At 68.4% G+C, this 18,482-nt stretch carries 17 protein-coding genes; 11 read left to right on the forward strand and 6 right to left on the reverse strand.

Going from position 1 to position 18,482, the window contains the following annotated elements:
- Window positions 1–127 precede the first annotated feature (127 nt).
- The 5 genes from ABNQ38_RS05455 (at window position 128) to ABNQ38_RS05475 (ending at window position 5,185) form a co-directional block, all read left to right on the forward strand.
- Window positions 128–1,171 carry a polyamine ABC transporter substrate-binding protein gene (locus ABNQ38_RS05455; RefSeq protein WP_377806092.1) on the forward strand — a complete coding sequence of 348 codons (1,044 nt, stop codon included), beginning with the start codon at window positions 128–130 and terminating at the stop codon, window positions 1,169–1,171.
- A gap of 79 nt (window positions 1,172–1,250) precedes the next feature.
- A complete protein-coding gene (locus tag ABNQ38_RS05460) occupies window positions 1,251–2,309 on the forward strand; it encodes an ABC transporter substrate-binding protein (RefSeq protein WP_377806093.1) in 1,059 nt (352 codons plus the stop codon).
- Window positions 2,310–2,334: 25 nt separating this feature from the next.
- On the forward strand, window positions 2,335–3,585 hold the full coding sequence (locus tag ABNQ38_RS05465; RefSeq protein ID WP_377806094.1) for an ABC transporter permease: 1,251 nt from the start codon (window positions 2,335–2,337) through the stop codon (window positions 3,583–3,585).
- A gap of 53 nt (window positions 3,586–3,638) precedes the next feature.
- Entirely contained in the window at window positions 3,639–4,442 is an 804-nt protein-coding gene (locus ABNQ38_RS05470) for an ABC transporter permease (RefSeq protein WP_377806095.1), read from the forward strand.
- Window positions 4,439–5,185: an SDR family NAD(P)-dependent oxidoreductase gene (locus ABNQ38_RS05475; protein ID WP_377806096.1), complete on the forward strand. Its 747-nt coding sequence runs from the start codon at window positions 4,439–4,441 to the stop codon at window positions 5,183–5,185. The genes ABNQ38_RS05470 and ABNQ38_RS05475 overlap by 4 nt, the downstream gene beginning before the upstream one ends.
- Before the next feature lie 39 nt (window positions 5,186–5,224).
- Here ABNQ38_RS05475 and ABNQ38_RS05480 read toward each other — a convergent pair whose 3' ends face one another.
- From ABNQ38_RS05480 to ABNQ38_RS05495, 4 genes are all read right to left on the reverse strand, one after another.
- Window positions 5,225–5,902, reverse strand: a complete 678-nt coding sequence (locus tag ABNQ38_RS05480; protein WP_377806097.1) for a GntR family transcriptional regulator — start codon at window positions 5,900–5,902, stop codon at window positions 5,225–5,227.
- Between the two features lie 92 nt (window positions 5,903–5,994).
- Entirely contained in the window at window positions 5,995–7,308 is a 1,314-nt protein-coding gene (locus tag ABNQ38_RS05485) for an aspartate aminotransferase family protein (protein WP_377806098.1), read from the reverse strand.
- 59 nt (window positions 7,309–7,367) lie between these two features.
- Entirely contained in the window at window positions 7,368–8,387 is a 1,020-nt protein-coding gene (locus tag ABNQ38_RS05490) for a transketolase family protein (RefSeq protein ID WP_377806099.1), read from the reverse strand.
- Window positions 8,384–9,343 carry a transketolase gene (locus ABNQ38_RS05495; RefSeq protein ID WP_377806100.1) on the reverse strand — a complete coding sequence of 320 codons (960 nt, stop codon included), beginning with the start codon at window positions 9,341–9,343 and terminating at the stop codon, window positions 8,384–8,386. Before ABNQ38_RS05495 ends, ABNQ38_RS05490 begins: the two co-directional genes overlap by 4 nt.
- A gap of 212 nt (window positions 9,344–9,555) precedes the next feature.
- Between ABNQ38_RS05495 and ABNQ38_RS05500 the strand changes: the two genes are divergently transcribed.
- From ABNQ38_RS05500 to ABNQ38_RS05510, 3 genes are read left to right on the forward strand one after another with little or no spacing between them, the layout of a single operon-like run.
- Window positions 9,556–10,935: an aminotransferase gene (locus ABNQ38_RS05500; protein WP_377806101.1), complete on the forward strand. Its 1,380-nt coding sequence runs from the start codon at window positions 9,556–9,558 to the stop codon at window positions 10,933–10,935.
- 13 nt (window positions 10,936–10,948) lie between these two features.
- Window positions 10,949–12,376 carry an amidase gene (locus ABNQ38_RS05505; RefSeq protein WP_377806102.1) on the forward strand — a complete coding sequence of 476 codons (1,428 nt, stop codon included), beginning with the start codon at window positions 10,949–10,951 and terminating at the stop codon, window positions 12,374–12,376.
- A gap of 18 nt (window positions 12,377–12,394) precedes the next feature.
- A complete protein-coding gene (locus ABNQ38_RS05510; RefSeq protein WP_377806103.1) occupies window positions 12,395–13,510 on the forward strand; it encodes an ABC transporter ATP-binding protein in 1,116 nt (371 codons plus the stop codon).
- Window positions 13,511–13,615: 105 nt separating this feature from the next.
- Here the strand turns inward: ABNQ38_RS05510 and ABNQ38_RS05515 are convergent, their stop codons facing one another.
- On the reverse strand, window positions 13,616–14,467 hold the full coding sequence (locus ABNQ38_RS05515) for an alpha/beta fold hydrolase (RefSeq protein ID WP_377806228.1): 852 nt from the start codon (window positions 14,465–14,467) through the stop codon (window positions 13,616–13,618).
- A 579-nt stretch (window positions 14,468–15,046) separates the two neighbouring features.
- Between ABNQ38_RS05515 and ABNQ38_RS05520 the strand changes: the two genes are divergently transcribed.
- The 3 genes from ABNQ38_RS05520 to ABNQ38_RS05530 all read left to right on the forward strand — a co-directional run bounded on the left by ABNQ38_RS05520 (window position 15,047) and on the right by ABNQ38_RS05530 (window position 17,118).
- Window positions 15,047–15,691 (forward strand): MarR family winged helix-turn-helix transcriptional regulator, encoded by a 645-nt coding sequence (locus tag ABNQ38_RS05520; protein ID WP_377806104.1) that lies wholly within the window; start codon window positions 15,047–15,049, stop codon window positions 15,689–15,691.
- Between the two features lie 40 nt (window positions 15,692–15,731).
- Window positions 15,732–16,472 (forward strand): hypothetical protein, encoded by a 741-nt coding sequence (locus ABNQ38_RS05525; protein WP_377806105.1) that lies wholly within the window; start codon window positions 15,732–15,734, stop codon window positions 16,470–16,472.
- A 100-nt stretch (window positions 16,473–16,572) separates the two neighbouring features.
- A complete protein-coding gene (locus tag ABNQ38_RS05530; protein WP_377806106.1) occupies window positions 16,573–17,118 on the forward strand; it encodes a carboxymuconolactone decarboxylase family protein in 546 nt (181 codons plus the stop codon).
- Between the two features lie 43 nt (window positions 17,119–17,161).
- Here ABNQ38_RS05530 and ABNQ38_RS05535 read toward each other — a convergent pair whose 3' ends face one another.
- Window positions 17,162–18,478: an aspartate aminotransferase family protein gene (locus ABNQ38_RS05535; protein ID WP_377806107.1), complete on the reverse strand. Its 1,317-nt coding sequence runs from the start codon at window positions 18,476–18,478 to the stop codon at window positions 17,162–17,164.
- Between the last annotated feature and the right edge of the window lie 4 nt (window positions 18,479–18,482).

Here is an 18,482-nt window from a genome sequence, read left to right on the forward strand (position 1 = left end):
CGAATTGCCCGCCTTGACAGGTAATTTATAACTTATAAGATTTCCGCATCGGATGGTCCGTTGCGGCGCGATGCCGCCGGCCTTCCGGGTTCCATACAATTTCCGGGATCCAAGTAAGGAGGGTCGGATGACGACGAGACGGGCAGGGCGCCTTTGCGCGCCCATTCTGTTCGCCATGCTGATTGCGTCCGGGTCGTCGCAAGCGCGCGACCTGACCGTCGTAGGCTTCGGCGGATCGTTGCAGGACGCGATGCGCACCGCCTATTTCGAGCCCTTTGCCAAACGATCGGGCGCGCCGCTGATCGAGGAATCCTATACCGGCGGCATTGCCAAGCTGAAGGCGATGAACCAGTCGCGGACGGTCAGCTGGGATGTCCTGCAAATGGACGAGAACGAGATGACGCTGGCCTGCGACGAGGGGCTTCTCGAACCCTTCGACTGGAAAAGCCAGCCCGGTGCCGCCGACATCCTGCCCCAGGTCAAGGCGCCTTGCGGCGTCGGCGCCTTCGTCTGGTCGAAGGTGCTGGCCTTCGATCCGGCCAAGACCCCCGGCGTGACATCCTGGGCCGATTTCTGGGACCTCAAGCGCTGGCCGGGCGAGCGTGGCTTGCGCAAGCAGGCGCGGATGACGCTGGAGATCGCCCTGCTGGCCGACGGCGTCGCTCCCGACAAGCTGTATGAGACGCTGGGCACCAAGGCTGGGGTGGACCGTGCCTTCGCCAAGCTGGACCTGATCAAGCCGCACATCCGCTGGTGGGTCAGCGGCGCGCAGCCGGTGGAATGGCTGGCTGCCGGCAATGTCGTCATGACCTCCGCCTACAACGGGCGGGTCGCCGCCGCCAACAAGGACGGGCGGGCCTTCACCATGCTGTGGTCCCAGCAGCTCTACTCGGCCGATTACTGGACGATCCCCAAGGGCACCGACAAGCTGGCGGCGGCCAGGGAACTGGTCGCCTACATGACCAGCCCGGACGCGCAGAAGCGCTTCGCCGAAACGATCCCCTACGGCGTTACCAACGCCCGCGCCTCCGCCCTGATCGACGCGAAAATCCAGCCCGACCTGCCGACCGCTCCGCAGAACATGGCCGGCGCGCTGATGATCGACACGCCTTTCTGGGTGAACAACGAAGACGAATTGCAGCAGCGCTTCGAGCGCTGGGTCGCCCAATAGATCCGGGTTCACCGGACCGGGTGCAGGGCGGACCGGGTACAGAGCCCGCCGCAAACGATTTCCTGAACAGGTGAGAGTCATGACACTTTACGCAACGCGCATCGTCGGATGCGCGCTGGCGGCCGGACTTTGGTCCGCGCCGGCCCTGGCGCAATCTCCCGCACAAACCGGACAATTGACCATCGTCGGCGCCGGCGGCGTGTTGCAGGACGCCCAACGCGCGGTGTTCTTCCGCCCCTTCGCCGATGCCGCCAAGGTGCAGCTGACCGAGGATTCCTATTCCGGCCAGATGGCGAAGGTCCGCGCCATGGTCGACACCGGCAGCGTCAGCTGGGACGTGTTGCAGGTCGAACAGAACAGCCTGCTGAGCGGGTGCGAGGAGGGTCTGTTCGAGAAGATCGACTGGACCGCGGTCGGCGACCGCCGGGACTTCATCGACGAGGCCTACAGCGAGTGCGGTGTCGGCGCCTTCGTCTGGTCGATGGTGATGACCTACGACCGCTCCCGCATTGCCGACGGCCCGAAAAGCTGGGCCGATTTCTGGAACGTGCAGCGCTGGCCGGGCAAACGCGGCCTGCGCCAGACTGCCAAGATGACGCTGGAGATCGCTCTGCTGGCCGATGGCGTGCCGCGCGGCGAGGTGTATAAGCTGCTGGCGACGCCGGCCGGGGTCGACCGCGCCTTCGCATCGCTCGACAGGCTCAAGCCGGACATCCTCTGGTGGACCTCCGGTGCCGAACCGATCGAGCGGCTGGCTTCGGGCGACGTGGCGATGTCCGCCGCCTTCAACGGGCGGGTGACGGCCGCCAACCGGAGCGGACGGACCTTCGCGCTTGCCTGGAGCGGGCAGGTGCTGGGCGTCGATTACTGGGCGATCCCGAAGGGGGCGAAGAACCGCGCCACGGCGGAACGCTTCATCGCCTTCGCCAGCCGGCCGGAGGTGCAGGCGCGCTTTCCCAGCCACATCGCCTATGGCGTGACCAACCGCAAGGCCAACCTCGGCATCGACCCGGCGCTGGCCGCCGACCTGCCGACGAACCCTGCGAATTTCCAGCTGGCGGTCCCGCTCGACACCGCCTTCTGGGCCGACCATGGCGAGGCGCTGGAAGCGCGCTTCGCCAACTGGCGATCCCGATGACCGGCGGGACGGAGCGATGACGCGCATGGCAAGCACCACGGAAACTCTGGATGGGACTTCGGCGCTGGCGCCGCCGTCCCTGTCGTCGCGCGCGAAGGCCCGGATGGTCTCGGCGCTGCTGATCGCACCGCTGGTCCTGTTCCTAACCCTGGTCTTCGTGCTGCCGCTGGGCGGCATGCTGGTCCACGCGGTGGAGAATGGCGAAGTGGGCGAGGCGCTGCCCGGCGTCGCCGCGGAAATGCGCGGCTGGACCGGCGAGGGCCTGCCGCCCGAGAGCGCCTATGCCGCGCTGGCCCGCGACCTGAAGGCCGCCTATGGCGAGCCCCGCCTGGGCGAGGCGAGCCGGCGCCTGAATTACGAGCGCGCCGGCTACCGCGCGCTGCTGGCCAAGACCGCGCGCGCCGTCCGGGCCGTCGACCGGCCGCAGGCGGACTGGACCGCGGAACTGACCGGCATCGACGCGCGCTGGGGCGAAGCTGCCACCTGGGCGGCGTTGCGCCGGGCCAGCCCGCCGCTGACGCCCTATTACCTGCTGACGGCGCTCGACCTGCGGATGGACGACGGCGGGGCCATTGTGCGGGCTCCGGCGGAGGAGCGCATCTACATCGACACGCTGGGCCGCACCCTGTGGATCGGCTTCGTGACCACGCTCCTGTGCCTTGTGCTGGGCTTCCCGCTCGCCCATGCGCTGGTCAGCCTGCCGCGCGGCTTCGCATCGGTCCTGATGGTCTGCGTGCTGCTGCCCTTCTGGACCTCGCTGCTGGTGCGGACCAGCGCCTGGATCGTGGTGTTGCAGAAGGAGGGCGTGCTGAACGGACTGCTCGCCCGGCTCGGCATCGCCGATGCGCCGCTGGAGCTGGTGTTCAACCGCTTCGGCCTCTATGTCGCGATGGTGCACATCCTGCTGCCCTTCATGATCCTGCCGATCCTCAGCGTGATGAAGGGCATTTCTCCCTCCTACATGCGGGCCTCGGCCTCGCTGGGCGCCCGTCCAGCGGTCGGCTTCCTCAAGGTTTATCTGCCGATGACGCTGCCGGGCGTCGGGGCGGGCTGCCTGATGACCTTCATCATCGGTGTCGGCTATTACATCACGCCCAGCCTGGTCGGCGGCGCCCGCGACCAGATGACCAGCTATTTCATCGCCTACTACGCGAACACCACCATCAACTGGGGCCTGTCGTCGGCGCTGGGAGCGATCCTGCTCCTCTGCATCATGCTGCTCTACGCGACGGTCGGACGCCTGATCGGCGTCGGCCGCATCGCCGGCATCCAATGAGGTCCCCGCTTCCGAGAGGCCGAACCCCCATGTCCAGCCCAATATCCAGTCCGATGCCCAGTCCGACCCGTGTCCTCCACTATGCCTTCTGCTGCGCGATGATGGTCTTCCTGGTGGGGCCGATCCTGGCCGTCATCCCGATTTCCTTCAGCTCGGCCGGCTTCCTGTCCTATCCGATCCCCGGCCTGTCGCTGCAATGGTACAACAAGGTGCTGGCGGCCTCCGGCCCCTGGCTGCCGGCGTTGCGCAACAGCCTGATCGTCGGCACCGGCGCCATGGCGCTCGCCACGGTTCTGGGCACGCTGGCGGCGCTGGGGCTGTCGCGCAACGACCTGCCGGGACGCTCCTTCCTGCTCGGCCTGCTGATCGCGCCGATGGTGGTGCCGGTGGTGATCAGCGGCGTCGCCATGTATTTCCTGTTCGCGCGGATCGGCCTGACCGCTTCCTATGCCGGGCTGATCCTGGCGCATGCGGTGCTGGGCGCGCCCTTCGTCGTCATCACGGTGACGGCGACCCTGCGCAACTTCGACACCACCCTGGTGCGGGCGGCCTACAGCCTGGGCGCCTCGCCGGTGCGCGCCTTCTTCACGGTAACGCTGCCGCTGATCCTGCCGGGCGTGCTGTCCGGCGGCCTGTTCGCCTTCATCTTTTCCTTTGACGAGGTGGTGGTGGCGCTGTTCATCGGCGGGCCGGAGCAGCGGACCCTGCCGCGCCAGATGTTCGACGGCATCCGCGACACCATCGACCCGTCCATCCTGGCGATGTCGACCCTGCTGGTCGGCGTCACCGTCGTCTTCATGGTTCTCCTCACCCGGCTGGGGCGGGGGACCGGTTCAAAGCCTGGGAGCAACGCATGATCATCGTTACCGGCGGCACGCACGGCATCGGCCGTGCCTGTGTGGAGCGCCTGACTGGCGAGGGGCAAACCGTCCTCTTCACCGGCCGGGACGAGGCGGCCGGCGCCGACCTCGCCGGCCGTTGCCCGGGGGCGGTCTTCCAGCCGGGCGACGTCGCCTCGCCCGACGACTGCGCGCTGGCGGTCGGGCGCGCGATGGAGCTTGGCGGCGGCCGCATCGACGGGCTGGTCAATAATGCCGGCATGTCGCGCCGCGTCGCCTTCGCCGAGGCGCAGGTGGAGGATTGGGACCGGGTGATGGCGGTGAACGCCCGCAGCGCCTTCCTGTTCACCCGCCTCGCCCTGCCGGGGCTGCGGGCGGCGGGCGGGGCGGTGGTCAATGTCGCCTCGGTCGCCGGCAAGATCGGGGAGGAGGGGCTGGCGATCTACTGCGCATCGAAGGCGGCGGTGATCGGCATGACCCAGGCGCTGGCGCTGGAGTTCGGCGACGAGGTCCGTTTCAACGCCGTCTGCCCCGGCCAGATCGACACCCGCATGATGCAGGGCATCAAGACTCAGGAGGTCAAGCGCCGCCGCCTGGAGCAGCGCATTCCCGCCGGCCGCTTCGGTGCCCCGGAGGAGGTCGCCGACGCGGTCGCCTGGCTGCTGTCGGAGCGGTCGAGCTACGTCAACGGCACCGTGCTCACCATCGACGGCGGCGAGACCGCCGGCATGCGCACGCCGCGCGGTCTGGACGAAGACTGAAGAAACGGCTCCCTGGCGCCGGTCGGGCCGGCGTCAGGGTCAGGCCGGCGTCAGGGATTGGCCGACCTTTTCCAGATACGGGATCAGGCTCTCGCCGCCGCGGACGATGTCGCGTCCGATAGCGGCACGCGCCGCGGGGCCGTCATGGGCGCGGAGGGCGGCGATCAGGGCCAGATGCTCGTCGGCACCGGCGTAATCGTCGTGTTCGACCTCGTTGTAGAACACGTTCAGGATCGGTCCCATCGACACCCACAGGCTTTCGATCTGGCCGACCAGCATCTCCATTCCCGACAGCCGGTAGACGGTGAAATGGAAGTCGCGGTTGTACTGTAGCGCCGCCGCGACATCGCGGGCGCGCTCCGCCGCGTCGAATCGCGCATGCGCCTCGGTCAGCCGGGCGATGTCCGCCGCCGTCGCATGGGCGGCGCCGATCTCCGCCGCGAGACCTTCCAGCGCGATGCGGATGGTGCGGATTTCCAGATAGCGCGACAGGCTGAGCCCCGGCACGCAGACGAAGCGCCCCGACCGCAGTTCCAGCCCCTGTTCGCTGACCAGCCGCAGACAGGCTTCGCGCACCGGCGTGATGCTGGTGCCCAACTCGTCCGCCAGATCCTGCATGACCAGCCGCTGGCCCGGCTTGAAACTTCCCGCGATCAGTGCTTCGCGCACCGCCACATAGGACCGCGCCGACAGGTTTCCCGGTTCGATCGGCTGCATTCGCACGACGTCATCTCCTCACACACGGACGAACGGCAGGGGCTGCGCCGCGGCGTCGCCTCCTGCCGTCCTATAAGCTATAACACAGAAAGTCAGGCGCCGACCCGCATCGCCGGATGCAGCGCTTGCAGCGTTTCGGCGATGGCGTCCAGCGTGCGGTCGATCAACGCCTCGTCATGGGCGGTCGACAGGTAGAGGCGCTTCAGCGGCAGGGGCTGGAAGATGAAGCGCTGCTTCACCAGACTCCGGCGGAAGGCAAGGTCGGCGGCATTGTCGTTGCGCAGCAGATCCTCGTAGCGCTGGAAGACGCCCTGGAAGAAATAGAGCAGCCAGACCGAACCGTAGCCGGCCGGCTGCGCCGGGATCCCCAGCCGTTCCACGATGGCGGACAGGCCGTTCCGCATGCGGTCGCCGAGCGCGAACAGCCGCTCGTAGGTGCCCGGCCGCTCCAATTCGCCGATGGTCGCCAGCAGGGCCGCCAGCGACGGCGGCGTGCCGTTGAAGGTGCCGCCCATGAAGACCGCCCCTTCGCCGGTCCGTGCCAGCCGCTCCATCAGATCGGCGCGGCCGGCCAGGATTCCGACCGGATGGCCGGAGGCCACCGCCTTGCCGAAGGTGGCGAGGTCGGGCGTCACCCCGGCGATGGACTGGTAGCCGCCCAGCGCGTGGCGGAAGCCGGTGATGACCTCGTCGAAGATCAGCACGGTGCCATGGTCGGCGGTCAGCCGGCGCAGGTCGCGCAGGAAGGCGTCATGGGCGATCACCGATCCCATGTTGTGGGCGATAGGCTCGACGATCACCGCGGCGACCTCGCCCGGATGGGCGGTCAGGTAATCCTCGAACGCCTGGGCGTCGTTGTAGGGCAGGACCATGGTGTGCCGCGCGGCGTCGAGCAGGATGCCGTCGCACACCGGGTCGTATCGACCGATGCGGTCGGCCGGCGATTGCACGTTCATGGCGACGTAATCGTGCCAGCCGTGATAGCCGCCCTGGAACTTGATGACGGTGCGCCGCCTGGTGGCGGCGCGGGCCAGCCGCAGGGCATGGTAGGTCGCCTCCGACCCGCTGCTGCAGAAGGCCACCCGGTCGGCGCAGGGGATCAGGCGGACCAGTGTTTCCGCCGCCTCGATCTCCAGGTCCAGCGCCGCGGCGCCGATCAGGTCGATGCGCTCGGACACCGCGGTCACGCGGTCGCGCACGGCGGCGGCGCAGTGGCCCAGCATGTTGGCGCCGAAGCCGCAGTGATAGTCGACATGCTCGTTGCCGTCGGCATCGTACAGGTACGGCCCGGCGGCGCGGACGAAGACATAGGGGTGGGCCAGCTGGCGGCTGGGGCTGAGCAGCCCGCCGGGCATGACGGCCCGCGCCCGCGCGGTGAGCGCGGCGTTGTCGGTCTTGTTGGGCATGGTCGGTCCTTGTGGTACCGCCGGGACGAAGCCGGAATCGCCCGTCCCGGCCGGCGGTGTCAGGTCAGGATGTCGCGGACGACCGTCTCGATGCCGGCGGCGTCGAGCTGGTAGTGGCGGTAGAGATGGGTCGGCGGGGCGATCAGGCTGTACTCGTCGCGGATGCCGTGGCGGATCAGCAGCGCCTTCGTGCCGGCCTCCGCCATCACCTCCGCCACGGCGCCGCCGAGGCCGCCGAGGATGTTGTGCTCCTCCACCGTCAGGATGATGCGGGAGCGTTCGGCCGCCGCCAGCACGGCGTCGCGGTCGAGCGGCTTGATCGTGTGCATGTCGATCAGCCCGACCGACAGGCCGGAAGCCCGCAGGGCGCGGACCGCTTCAAGACAGGGATGAACCATGGTGCCGCAGGCGATGACGGTCAGGTCGCTGCCCGTTTCGTGCTCGATGGCCTTTCCGAAGCGGAAGTCCGGGAGGTCGTCATAAACGTTCGGTTCCTGGCCGCGGCCGATGCGGAAATAGATCGGCTCCGGGTGGTCGGCCGATGCCCTGATCGCGGCGGCCAGCTGCGGCCCGTCGGCCGGATTGACCACGGTCAGTCCGGCGATGGAGCGCATGATCGCCAGATCCTCGGTCGCATGGTGCGAGGTGCCGTAGAAGCCGAGCGCGATGCCGGCGTGATGGCCGATCAGCCGCACCGGCAGGGCGGAATATGCGATGTCCATGCGGATCTGCTCGCAGCACAACAGCCCGAGGAAGGAGGCGAAGGTCGCCACGAAGGGCATCACCCCGGTGGTGGCGATGCCGGCCGCCGCCGACACCATGTTCTGTTCCGAAATGCCGAACTGGACGAAGCGGTCGGGATGGCGGGCGGCGAAGCGGGCGAGGCCGTTGGAATATTGCAGGTCGGCGGTCCCGGCCATCACCGGATGGCCTTCCGCCACCAGCGCCGAAAGCGCGTCCGACAGGTAGGACAGTCCGGGGGCGCGGGAGTTGAGCTGCCGATACTGCCAGCTGCCGGGATCCACCGGTCCGGTGAGGATGTCGGCTGTGGTCATGGCGTCGGTCATCGGGGCGGTCATCGGGCGTCTCCCTGGGCGGCGGCTTCGCGGGGGCTGGCGGGCTGGCCCATGATCTCGGCGATGGCGGCGGCCTCGTCCTCCGGCGCCAGATATCCGAGGTGCCAGCCGGCCTCCCGCTCCATGTAGCCGACGCCCTTGCCCTTCAATGTCTTGGCGATGATGCAGACGGGCTTGTCGCGCGCGCTGTCCTGCTTCAGCCGGCGGAACAGGGTGGCGAGGGCGGCGACGTCGTGGCCGTCCACCTCATGCACCTCCCAGCCGAAGGCGCGCCATTTGCCGGCCAGCGGCTCGATCCCCATCACCTCGTCCACCTGGCCGTCGAGCTGGTAGCCGTTGCGGTCGACGATGGCGATCAGGTTGCCGGCCTTCTGGTGGGCGGCGGCCATCGCCGCTTCCCACACCTGCCCCTCCTGCATCTCGCCGTCGCCGAGCATGACATAGACGTCGAAGCGCCGGCCCGTCACCCGGCCGCCCATCACCATGCCGAGCCCGGCGGACAGGGCATGCCCGATGGAGCCGGAACTGAAATCCACCCCCGGCACCTTGGTCATGTCCGGATGGTCGCCCAGCGGGTTGCCGAGCCGGGTGTAGCCGTCCAGCAGCTCCTTCGGGAAGAAGCCCCAGTCGGCCAGCAGCGGATAGAGCCCGACCGCGGCATGGCCCTTGCCCATCAGGAAGCGGTCGCGGTCGGGCCAGCGCGGCTCGCCGTGCCGCAGGCGCATGGCGTCGTAATAGAGCGTCGCGAACAGCTCCGCGCAGGAGAAGGTCGAGGAATAGTGGCCGACTTTGGCGATGGCGATCAGCCGGATCGTCTCCAGCCGGACATGGCGGGCACGCTCCTCCAGATGGGCGATGGTTTCGGGTGTCAGAGGGGCAGGCCCCAAGATTTCAGGTGTGAGGGTCCGGTCGGCGCCCATGGGATCGGGCGCCGGTGCGGCGGTGGCGGTCGTTGGCATGGTCTTCCTGTCAGCGGATCGGCACTGGAACGTGAGCGGCAGGGTGCGAAGGCGCGCCGAATTGCCCTCGACAACTTATAACTTATAAGATACAAGACGGGAATGGCAAGCGCGACGTTGCCGCTCCTTCCGACCCGGTCTCCAGCCGGGTCCGCGGCCGCAGCGCCGTCGGCGCGCCCATCCAATTCCCGCAATCAGGAAGAGCCGATCCCATGACCAACGCCCTTCGTGCCTTGGACATCGACCTGCATCTGCATTCGCAAACCAACGCCCGCGCCCATGAGGAGCGCGGGCCGCTCGCCCTGGTGCGGGGCGAAGGCGTCCATGTTGTGGACGACTCCGGCCGCCGCTACATCGAGGGGATGGCCGGGCTGTGGTGCGCGTCGCTCGGCTTCGACGAGGCGCGGCTGGCTGATGCCGCCGCCCGCCAGATGCGGACGCTGGCGACCTACCACACCTTCAACCACCGCACGAACGACGCCTGCGTGGCGCTGGCGGAAGCGATTTCGGCCATCTCGCCGATCAGAGGCGGCAGGATCTTCTTCGCCAATTCCGGGTCGGAGGCCAACGACACCATGGTGAAGCTGGCCTGGTACTACAACGCCGCGCGCGGCCGTCCCGAGAAGCGCAAGATCATCAGCCGCACCGGCGCCTTCCATGGCAGCACGGTGATGGGGGCGGCGCTCAGCGGCCTGCCGCACATGCACCGCGCCTTCAACCTGCCGGACCAGGGCGTGGTCTTCACCGCCTGCCCCAACCATGCCCGCCATGCGGGGCCGGGCGAAAGCCAGGAGGACTATGCGACGCGGCTCTCCGCCGAGTTGGAGGCCCTGATCCAGGCGGAGGGCGCCGACCGCATCGCGGCGATGATCGCCGAACCGGTGATGGGAGCGGGCGGGGTGATCCTGCCGCCGGAAACCTATTTCCCCAAAATCCAGGCAGTGCTGGCGCGCCACGACATCCTGCTGCTGGCCGACGAGGTGATCTGCGGGTTCGGCCGCACCGGCAACTGGTTCGGCAGCCAGACCTTCGGCTTCATGCCGGACATGATGTCGATGGCGAAGGGGCTGTCGTCGGGAGCCATCCCCATCGCCGCGGTGGCGCTGAGCGACCGCATCTATCAGGCTGTCGCCGACCAGAGCGCGGAGGTCGGCGTCTTCGGCCATGGCTTCACCTATTCCGGCCACCCGGTGTCGGCGGCGGTCGCGGCGGAGGCGATCCGCATCTATCACGAGATCGACGTGGTCGGCCGCGCCCGCCGGCTGGGCGCCCACCTGCGCGCCGCGCTGGACGAGGCGCTGGCCGGGCATCCGCTGGTCGGCGAAATCCGCAGCGTCGGCCTGCTCGCCGGCATCGGCCTGACCGCCGATCCGGCCACCGGCCGCGACTTCGACCCCGCCCTGCGGGTGGGAGCGCAGGTGGAGCGGCGCTGTCTCGCCCATGGCGCGATCATCCGCAACATGGGTGACAACATCGCGCTTTGCCCGCCCTACGTCATCGAACCGGACCAGATCGACGCGCTGGTGGAGCGGCTGCGCGCCGCGCTGGACGATGTCGCCGACGCGCTGTCCCGCGACAGCCTCGCCGCCTGAGGAGGGACGCGTCATGACCTATCTTGATCTTCTCGATCAGGCCCGCCTGATCCGCGACGGCGAAATCTCCGCCGCCGACCTGCTCGACGCCACCATCGCCCGCATCGAGGCGGTGAACCCGGTGCTGAACGCGGTGATCCTGCCGCTTTACGACCGGGCGCGCGCCGCCCTGGAGGCGGGGGAGGCATCGTCCGGACCCTTCGCCGGCGTGCCGTTCCTGATCAAGGATCTCTACTGCCATGTCAGCGGCACGCCGACCACCGGCGCCTCCCGCCTGATGGCCGGGGCCGTTGTCGACCATGACAGCGAGCTGATGGTGCGCTACCGCCGGGCCGGACTGCTGACGGTCGGCAAGACCAACCTGTGCGAATTCGGCACGCTCGGCACGACAGAGCCGGCACTGTTCGGCCCGACCCGCAACCCGTGGGACATCACCCGCTCCAGCGGCGGGTCGAGCGGCGGCGCCGCGGCGGCGGTGGCAGGCGGCATGGTGCCGGCGGCCCATGGCGGCGACGGCGCCGGCTCCATCCGCATCCCGGCCTCCTGCTGCGGCCTGTTCGGGCTGAAGCCGACGCGGGGACGCATCACCATGGGCCCGGACCTCGGCGACAGCCTGGGCGGCATCGTCAACGAGCATGTGGTGACGATGACCGTGCGCGACAGCGCGGCCCTGCTCGACGCCACCCATGGGCCGATGGCCGGCGATCCCTACAGCGCAGCGCCGCCTGCGGAGAGCTTCCTGTCGCAGGTCGGGCGTGAGCCGGGCCGGCTGCGCATCGCGGTCACCGACCGGTCGCTGCTGGGCACCGATGTCGATCCGGAATGCGTGGCGGCGGTGCGGGACACCGCGCGTCTCTGCGCCGAGCTGGGGCATGAGGTCGAAGTCGCGGAGCCGGTGTTCGATGCGGAACAGTACCAGTCGGCCTATCGCCGTTTCTGGTCGATGACGGCGACGCGCAGCCTGTGGAGCATCGGCCGCGCGACCAACTGTTCCCCCGCGGAGCTGGCCGGCGAGGTCGAGCCCTTCAACCGCCATCTGTTCGAACGCGGCAGCCGCATCCTGGCGGCGGATTACGTGACGGATCTCGGCTGGTTCCACGGCTTCTCCCGCATCCTCGGGCGCTTTTTGGAGCGCTACGACGTCTGGCTGACGCCGACGCTGGGCTCGCCGCCTCCGAAGCTCGGCCATTTCGATGCCGGGCTGCATGGCGGCGAGGCGGTGATGGACCGCTTCATGCAGTTCCTGGCCTTCACCACCTTTGCCAACATGGCCGGCCTGCCGGCGATGAGCGTTCCGCTGTCCTGGACGGCCGAAGGGCTGCCGGTCGGCTCGCAGTTCACCGGGCGCGTGGGGGACGAGGCGACGCTGTTCCGTCTCGCCGGCCAGCTGGAGGCCGCCCGTCCGTGGCGGCATCGCCGCCCGCCCGTCCACGCCGCCTGATCCCGGAGGGTTAAGATCATGGAACAACAGGGCTTTGTGGAGTTTTCCGGCGTCCAGAAAAGCTATGACGGGCGCACTCTGGTGATCGAGGGGCTGGACCTGTCGATCCCGAAGGGGGAGTTCCTGACGATGCTGGGGCCGTCCGGTTCCGGCAAGACCACCAGCCTGATGATGCTGGCCGGGTTCGAAGCGCCGTCGCGCGGCGAAATCCGCGTGGCTGGCAAGCCAATCCAAAATGTGCCGCCGCACCGCCGCAACATCGGCATGGTGTTCCAGAACTACGCGCTGTTCCCCCACATGACCATTGCCGAAAATCTGGCCTATCCGCTGAAGGTGCGCCGGATGGGGCGGGCGGAGACGGAGGGGCGGGTGGCCCGCGCGCTCGACATGGTGCAGATGGGCGCGCTGGCGCAGCGCCGCCCCTCCCAGCTTTCGGGCGGACAGCAGCAGCGGGCGGCGCTGGCGCGGGCGCTGGTGTTCGAACCGGATCTGGTCCTGATGGACGAACCGCTGGGGGCGCTGGACAAGAATCTGCGGGAACACATGCAGTTCGAGATCAAGCATCTGCATGAGCGCCTCGGCGTGACCATGGTCTATGTCACCCACGATCAGGCGGAGGCGCTGACCATGTCCGACCGCATCGCCGTCTTCAACCGCGGCCGGGTGGAACAGCTGGCGACGCCGGCTGAACTGTACGAGCAGCCGGCAACCGTCTTCGTCGCCGGATTCATCGGCGAGAACAACCGGCTGTCCGGCGTGCTGGCGGACCGGCAGGGCGACAGTGGCACCGTCCGGCTGGAGGGCGGCCCGGTGGTGCGGACCCGTGTCGCCGCCGGGCTGGAGGCGGGGGCGGCGGTCACCGTGTCCCTGCGGCCCGAGCAGGTCCGGCTGGTGCCGGCGGAGGTGGCCGGCGGGGCCGGGGCCGGGGAGGGGGAGGGGCGGGGCCTGTTCGGCCATGTCTCCGAGCTGATCTATCTGGGCGATCACATCCGCGTGCATCTGGCGGACGGTCCGGCCGCCGGGCTGGTCGTGAAAATTCCCAACAACGCCGACCACCAACATGTCCGTCCGGGCGGCCGCTATGGGGTGGAGTGGGGACCGGCCGACGCCATCGCGCTGCCGGTCGGTCATTGACCCGAACGACGGCTCGGCCGGCATCGGAGCAGGATGCGCCTTCATAGCTGCGCACGAGGTTGCCCCCGCAGCGCCGTCCCGGCCCTGCGGGGGGTAAGCGCGGGGTCAGGCTTTGAAGAAGGCCAGCAGGTCGGCGTTGATCGTTTCCGCATGGGTGGTCGCCATGCCGTGCGGGAAGCCCTTGTAGACCTTCAGGGTGCCCTTCGGCAGCAGCTTGGACGACAGCAGCGCGGAATCGGCGATCGGCACGATCTGGTCGTCGTCGCCGTGCATCACCAGGACCGGAATGTCGATCTTCTTCAGATCCTCGGTGAAGTCGGTCTCGGAGAACGCCTTGATGCAGTCGTAGTGGGCCTTGGTCCCGCCCATCATGCCCTGTCGCCACCAGTTGTCGATGACGCCCTGCGAGACCTTGGCGCCGTCCCGGTTGAAGCCGTAGAAGGGGCCGGAGGGGATGTCGCGGAAGAACTGGGCGCGGTTGGCGGCGAGCGCTGCGCGGAAGCCGTCGAACACCTCCAGCGGCAGGCCGCCGGGATTGGCCTCCGTCTTGACCATGATCGGGGGAACGGCTCCCAGCAGAGCCGCCTTGCCGGCGCGCGAGGTGCCGTGACGGCCCAGATAGCGCGCGACCTCGCCGCCGCCGGTCGAGTGGCCGACATGGAAGACGTTCTTCAGCCCCAGCCCGGTAACCACGGCCAGCACGTCGTCGGCGTAGGTGTTCATCTCGTTGCCGGTCGCCGTCTGGGTCGAGCGGCCATGGCCGCGCCGGTCATGGGCGACGACGCGGTAGCCGTGGTTCAGGAAGAACAGCATCTGGGCGTCCCAGTCGTCGGCGCTGAGCGGCCAGCCATGGTGGAACATGACGGTCTGGGCATCGCGCGGTCCCCAATCCTTGTAGTAGATCGAGGCGCCGTCCTTGGCGGTGACGAACCCGTCTTCGGTCTTGCCGTTGGTCATCGTCCGTTTCCCTTCGCTCTTGTGGGCCGCAGCGTCTCCGGCATGGCGACGTTCGGCCGCGGTGGCTTCGGCGGCCCCGATCACGGTTGCGCCGGCGACCGCAGCACCGGCAGCGGCCGCGCCGACGAGCAGGCTGCGGCGGGTGGCGCCCGGCGCCAGGACTTCTTCGGATGGCATCGTGATGTCCCCTGTCAGTGTGTTGGCTGTCAGTTGCGTTGGCGGTCGGCCGGCCCGGATCCGGCCGCCTGGCGCCGCGGAACGCCGATGCCTGCATTGAGTACAGGAATTAAGCGTCTTTCAAAGCTATCCCTAGGTATTAAAGAACCATCACGGAAAATATCAGCAAATGCACAGGGGTTGATCAGGCTCGCTCACATCTTCCTTTGCAGAAGTACTGCAAATTTGGACATGTCCCCCTCCGTCCGATAGTCCGAATGTGGGGACTCTCTTCGCTCGTGAAGTCTAATTGACTGAATTCTCATGAAGGCCTCCAGTCTCCTTGGGACGAAGGAGAACGCCCATGGCGCGGTCGGAGATCAATCGCTTGACAGATTTAAATAGGACTCCTAAGTTAAATCCATGGACCACGCATCGCACCCCGACCCTGTTCCGCACCGCCTTCGGGAAGGCTTCGAGCGCATCGCGCTGGTGCTGCGCGCCGATCTCTGGTCGGCTGCCGGCACGGCAGGGCTCAACCCCACCCAGGCGCAGGTGCTGGCCCTGCTGGCGGCCCGGCCCGCCGGCCTTCGTCCCAAGGAGATCGCCGCGCATCTCGCGGTTTCCGCCGCCAGCATGGCCGACACGCTGGCGGCGCTGGAGCGCAAGTCGCTGCTGCGGCGCACGCCCGATCCCAGCGATGCGCGGGCGCAGATCGCCCGCCTGACGGACGAGGGGCTGGAGTTGGGCCGCAGCCTTGCCTCCTCCGCCTCCCAGATCGCGGCGGCGCTTGCGCAGCTGACCGCCGCCGAGCAGGCCGGGCTGCTGCGGGCGCAGATCAAGATCATCCGGTCGCTGCAACAGGCAGGGGCCATTCCGGTCCAGCGCCTGTGCGTCAGTTGCCGCCATTTCCGGCCGAACGCCCATCCGGGCGAGGCCGCCCCCCATCACTGCGCTTTTGTGAACGCCGCCATCGGCGACCGGGATCTCCGGCTCGATTGCGGCGAACACGAAGAGGCTGATCCTGCCGTCCAGGCTGCCACCTGGACGGCCTTCGCCGAAGGATAGCCACCCCTCCAAGCAAGCCTTCAGAAAGGGAAAAATCATCATGACTTTCAGAACTCCACGGGGCATCGGCCTCGTGGCAACGGCGCTCTGTTGCCTCACATCCGGCCTTGTGTCCGGGCTCTCGGTGGCCGCCGCGCATGGGATCGAGACCGCCCCCGATCAGGCGGTGATGGCCTCGTTCGACATCGTCGAGACGCGCATCGTCACCGATCACGGCCATGCCGTCTTCAGCACCCGCGTCCGCGCCGATGCCGGCAAGGCGACGCCGTCCGCCACCGGCAAATTCGAAGGCTCGGAGGTCTACGCCTATGTCTGGCCGACCTCCCTCAACTCCGCCGATGTCGGCTTCGAGAAGGATCAGGGCATCGTCGCGCTCGCGGTGACCTTCCACCCCGATTTCGACGATGCCGCCTATGGCGGGAAGAACCGCGACCGCTGGCATTCCCACTGGGTCGTCCTCAACGAGGACAAGGCCTGTCCCGGCGGACTGAAGGTCAAGGACATTCCAGAGGGCACGAAGCCCAGGCTGCCGGAAACTTGGCCCGGCGCGCCGATCCTGATCGACAGCCCGGACTACCGAACCGATCTCAAGGCCGATCTGGTCGAGGTCCACATCCCGCTCGAGAAGATCGGAGCGATCGCCACCGCGTCCTTCGACGGAGTGACCGCCGGGCTGCGGGTCAATGCCAACCTGCATGCGCCACTGCTGTGCGTCACCAACATCCACAAGGTCGCCTCCGGCGCCCTGTCGCTGCCGGGCAAGGTCGTTCCGGCCAAGTAACGCTGGCTAATTAGCGTGCAAAAGTGAAGGCGGCCCGGCGACTGCCATCGCCGGACCGCCCGAATACCCCCCTCCAAGCATCAGAGAAGGATAAAACATCATGGCACACGTCAATCTTGTCGATCCAGCCTCGTCTGCCGCGACGGTCAAGCCGACGCTCGACCGGATCAAGGGCGCCTTCGGCGTCGTCCCCAACATGTTCAAGGCCGTTGCGAATTCACCGGCGGCACTCGCCAGCATGTGGGGATCGTTCGGGGCGCTCGGCCAGGGCAAGCTCGGGGCCAAGCTGGGCGAGCAGATCGCGGTGGCGGTCGCTGACCGCAACGACTGCAACTATTGCCTAGCCGCCCACACCCTGCTCGGCCAGAAGGCCGGGGCGAGCGGAGCAGAGATGGCTGAGGCGCAGCATGGCCGCTCGGCCGATCCCCGGACGGCGGCGGTGCTCGCCTTCGCGGTGAAGCTGGTGGAGAACCGCGCGGCGGTCGATGCCGCCGATGTCGCCGCCCTGCGCGAAGCCGGATTCGACGATGAGGCCATCGTCGAAATCCTGGCGCATGTCGCCCTGAACCTGTTTACGAACTACGTGAACGTCGCCCTCGATGTGCCGGTCGACTTTCCCGGGGTGAAGCTCTCCCGCCGCGCCTGACGGATGGGATGCGGCCGGAACGACAACGTTCCGGCCGCATCCGTCACAGCGCCGCCAGCACCTCGTCGAGGGTGCCCAGGAACAGGGTGGCGTCAGCGGCCGAGAAAACCAGCGGCGGGCGGATCTTCAGGATGTGCCCTTCCTGGCCGGTGGCGCTGATCAGCACCCGGCGGCGGCGCATGTCGTTGACCACGCGGGCGGTTTCCTCCGGCGCCGGGGTCTTCGCCTTGCGGTCGCGCACCATCTCGACGCCGATGAACAGGCCGCTGCCGCGCACGTCGCCGATCAGGTCATGCTTGGCGGCGAGCGCGCGGATGCCGTCGATCATCTGCGTGCCGACGGTCAGGGCGTTCTCCTGCAGGCGCTCCGTCTTGATGACGCGCAGCACGGCGTGCGCCACGGCGCAGGACACCGGGTTGCCGCCGAAGGTGTTGAAATAGCGCTGGCTGCGGCCGAACGCCTCGATCACCTCCGGGCGGAAGATGGCGCCGGCCACCGGATGGCCGTTGCCCATCGGCTTGCCGACCGTCACGATGTCGGGCACCAGCCCGTGGCGCGCGAAGCCCCACATGTGGGTGCCGAGCCGGCCGAAGCCGGGCTGTACCTCGTCGGCGATGAAGATGCCGCCGGCCTTGCGCATGACCTCGACCGCCGGGGCCAGGAAGCCGGCCGGATCGGTGAAGACGCCGCTGCTGGAGAAGATGGTGTCGACCAGCAGCGCCGCCGGAGCGATGGCCTTCTCGCGCAGGTCGGCGATGGCCTCATCGACGGACCGGGCGAAGGCGGCACCGACCTCTGCGTCCGGAATGCGGTAGCTGTCGGGCGACGGCACGACGCGGACATGGTCGCCCAGCTTCACCGCGGCGCCCAGCGAGGGCGACATCTCCGCCAGCGCCGAGGTGACGCCGTGATAGGCGTTGTGGGCGATGACGACGCCGGTGCCGCCGGTGTGGACGCGGGCGACGCGCAGCGCCAGATCGTTCGCCTCGCTGCCGGTGCAGGTCAGCATCAGGTGCGACAGTTCCTTCGGGAATTCCGCAAGGAAGGCTTCGGCGAAATCGAGGATGCCGTCGGTCAGATAGCGCGTGTGGGTGTTCAGCACCGCCGCCTGCTTCGCCATCGCCTCCACCACCTCGGGCCGCGAGTGGCCGACCGAGGCGACGTTGTTGTAGGCGTCGAGATAGCGGTTGCCGTCGGCGTCATAGAGGGATGAGCCCTCGCCGCGGACGACATGGATCGGATCGGCGTAGAACAGTCGGTAGGCCGGGCCGAGCAGCTTTTCGCGGCGGGCGATCAGGGCGCGCTCGCGCTCCGGCAGGGAACCGGCGGCGTCGGGGGCGTAGGCGTTGATCATGGTCATGGCG

Source organism: Azospirillum sp. A29 (genome assembly GCF_042604625.1).
GTDB lineage: Bacteria > Pseudomonadota > Alphaproteobacteria > Azospirillales > Azospirillaceae > Azospirillum > Azospirillum palustre.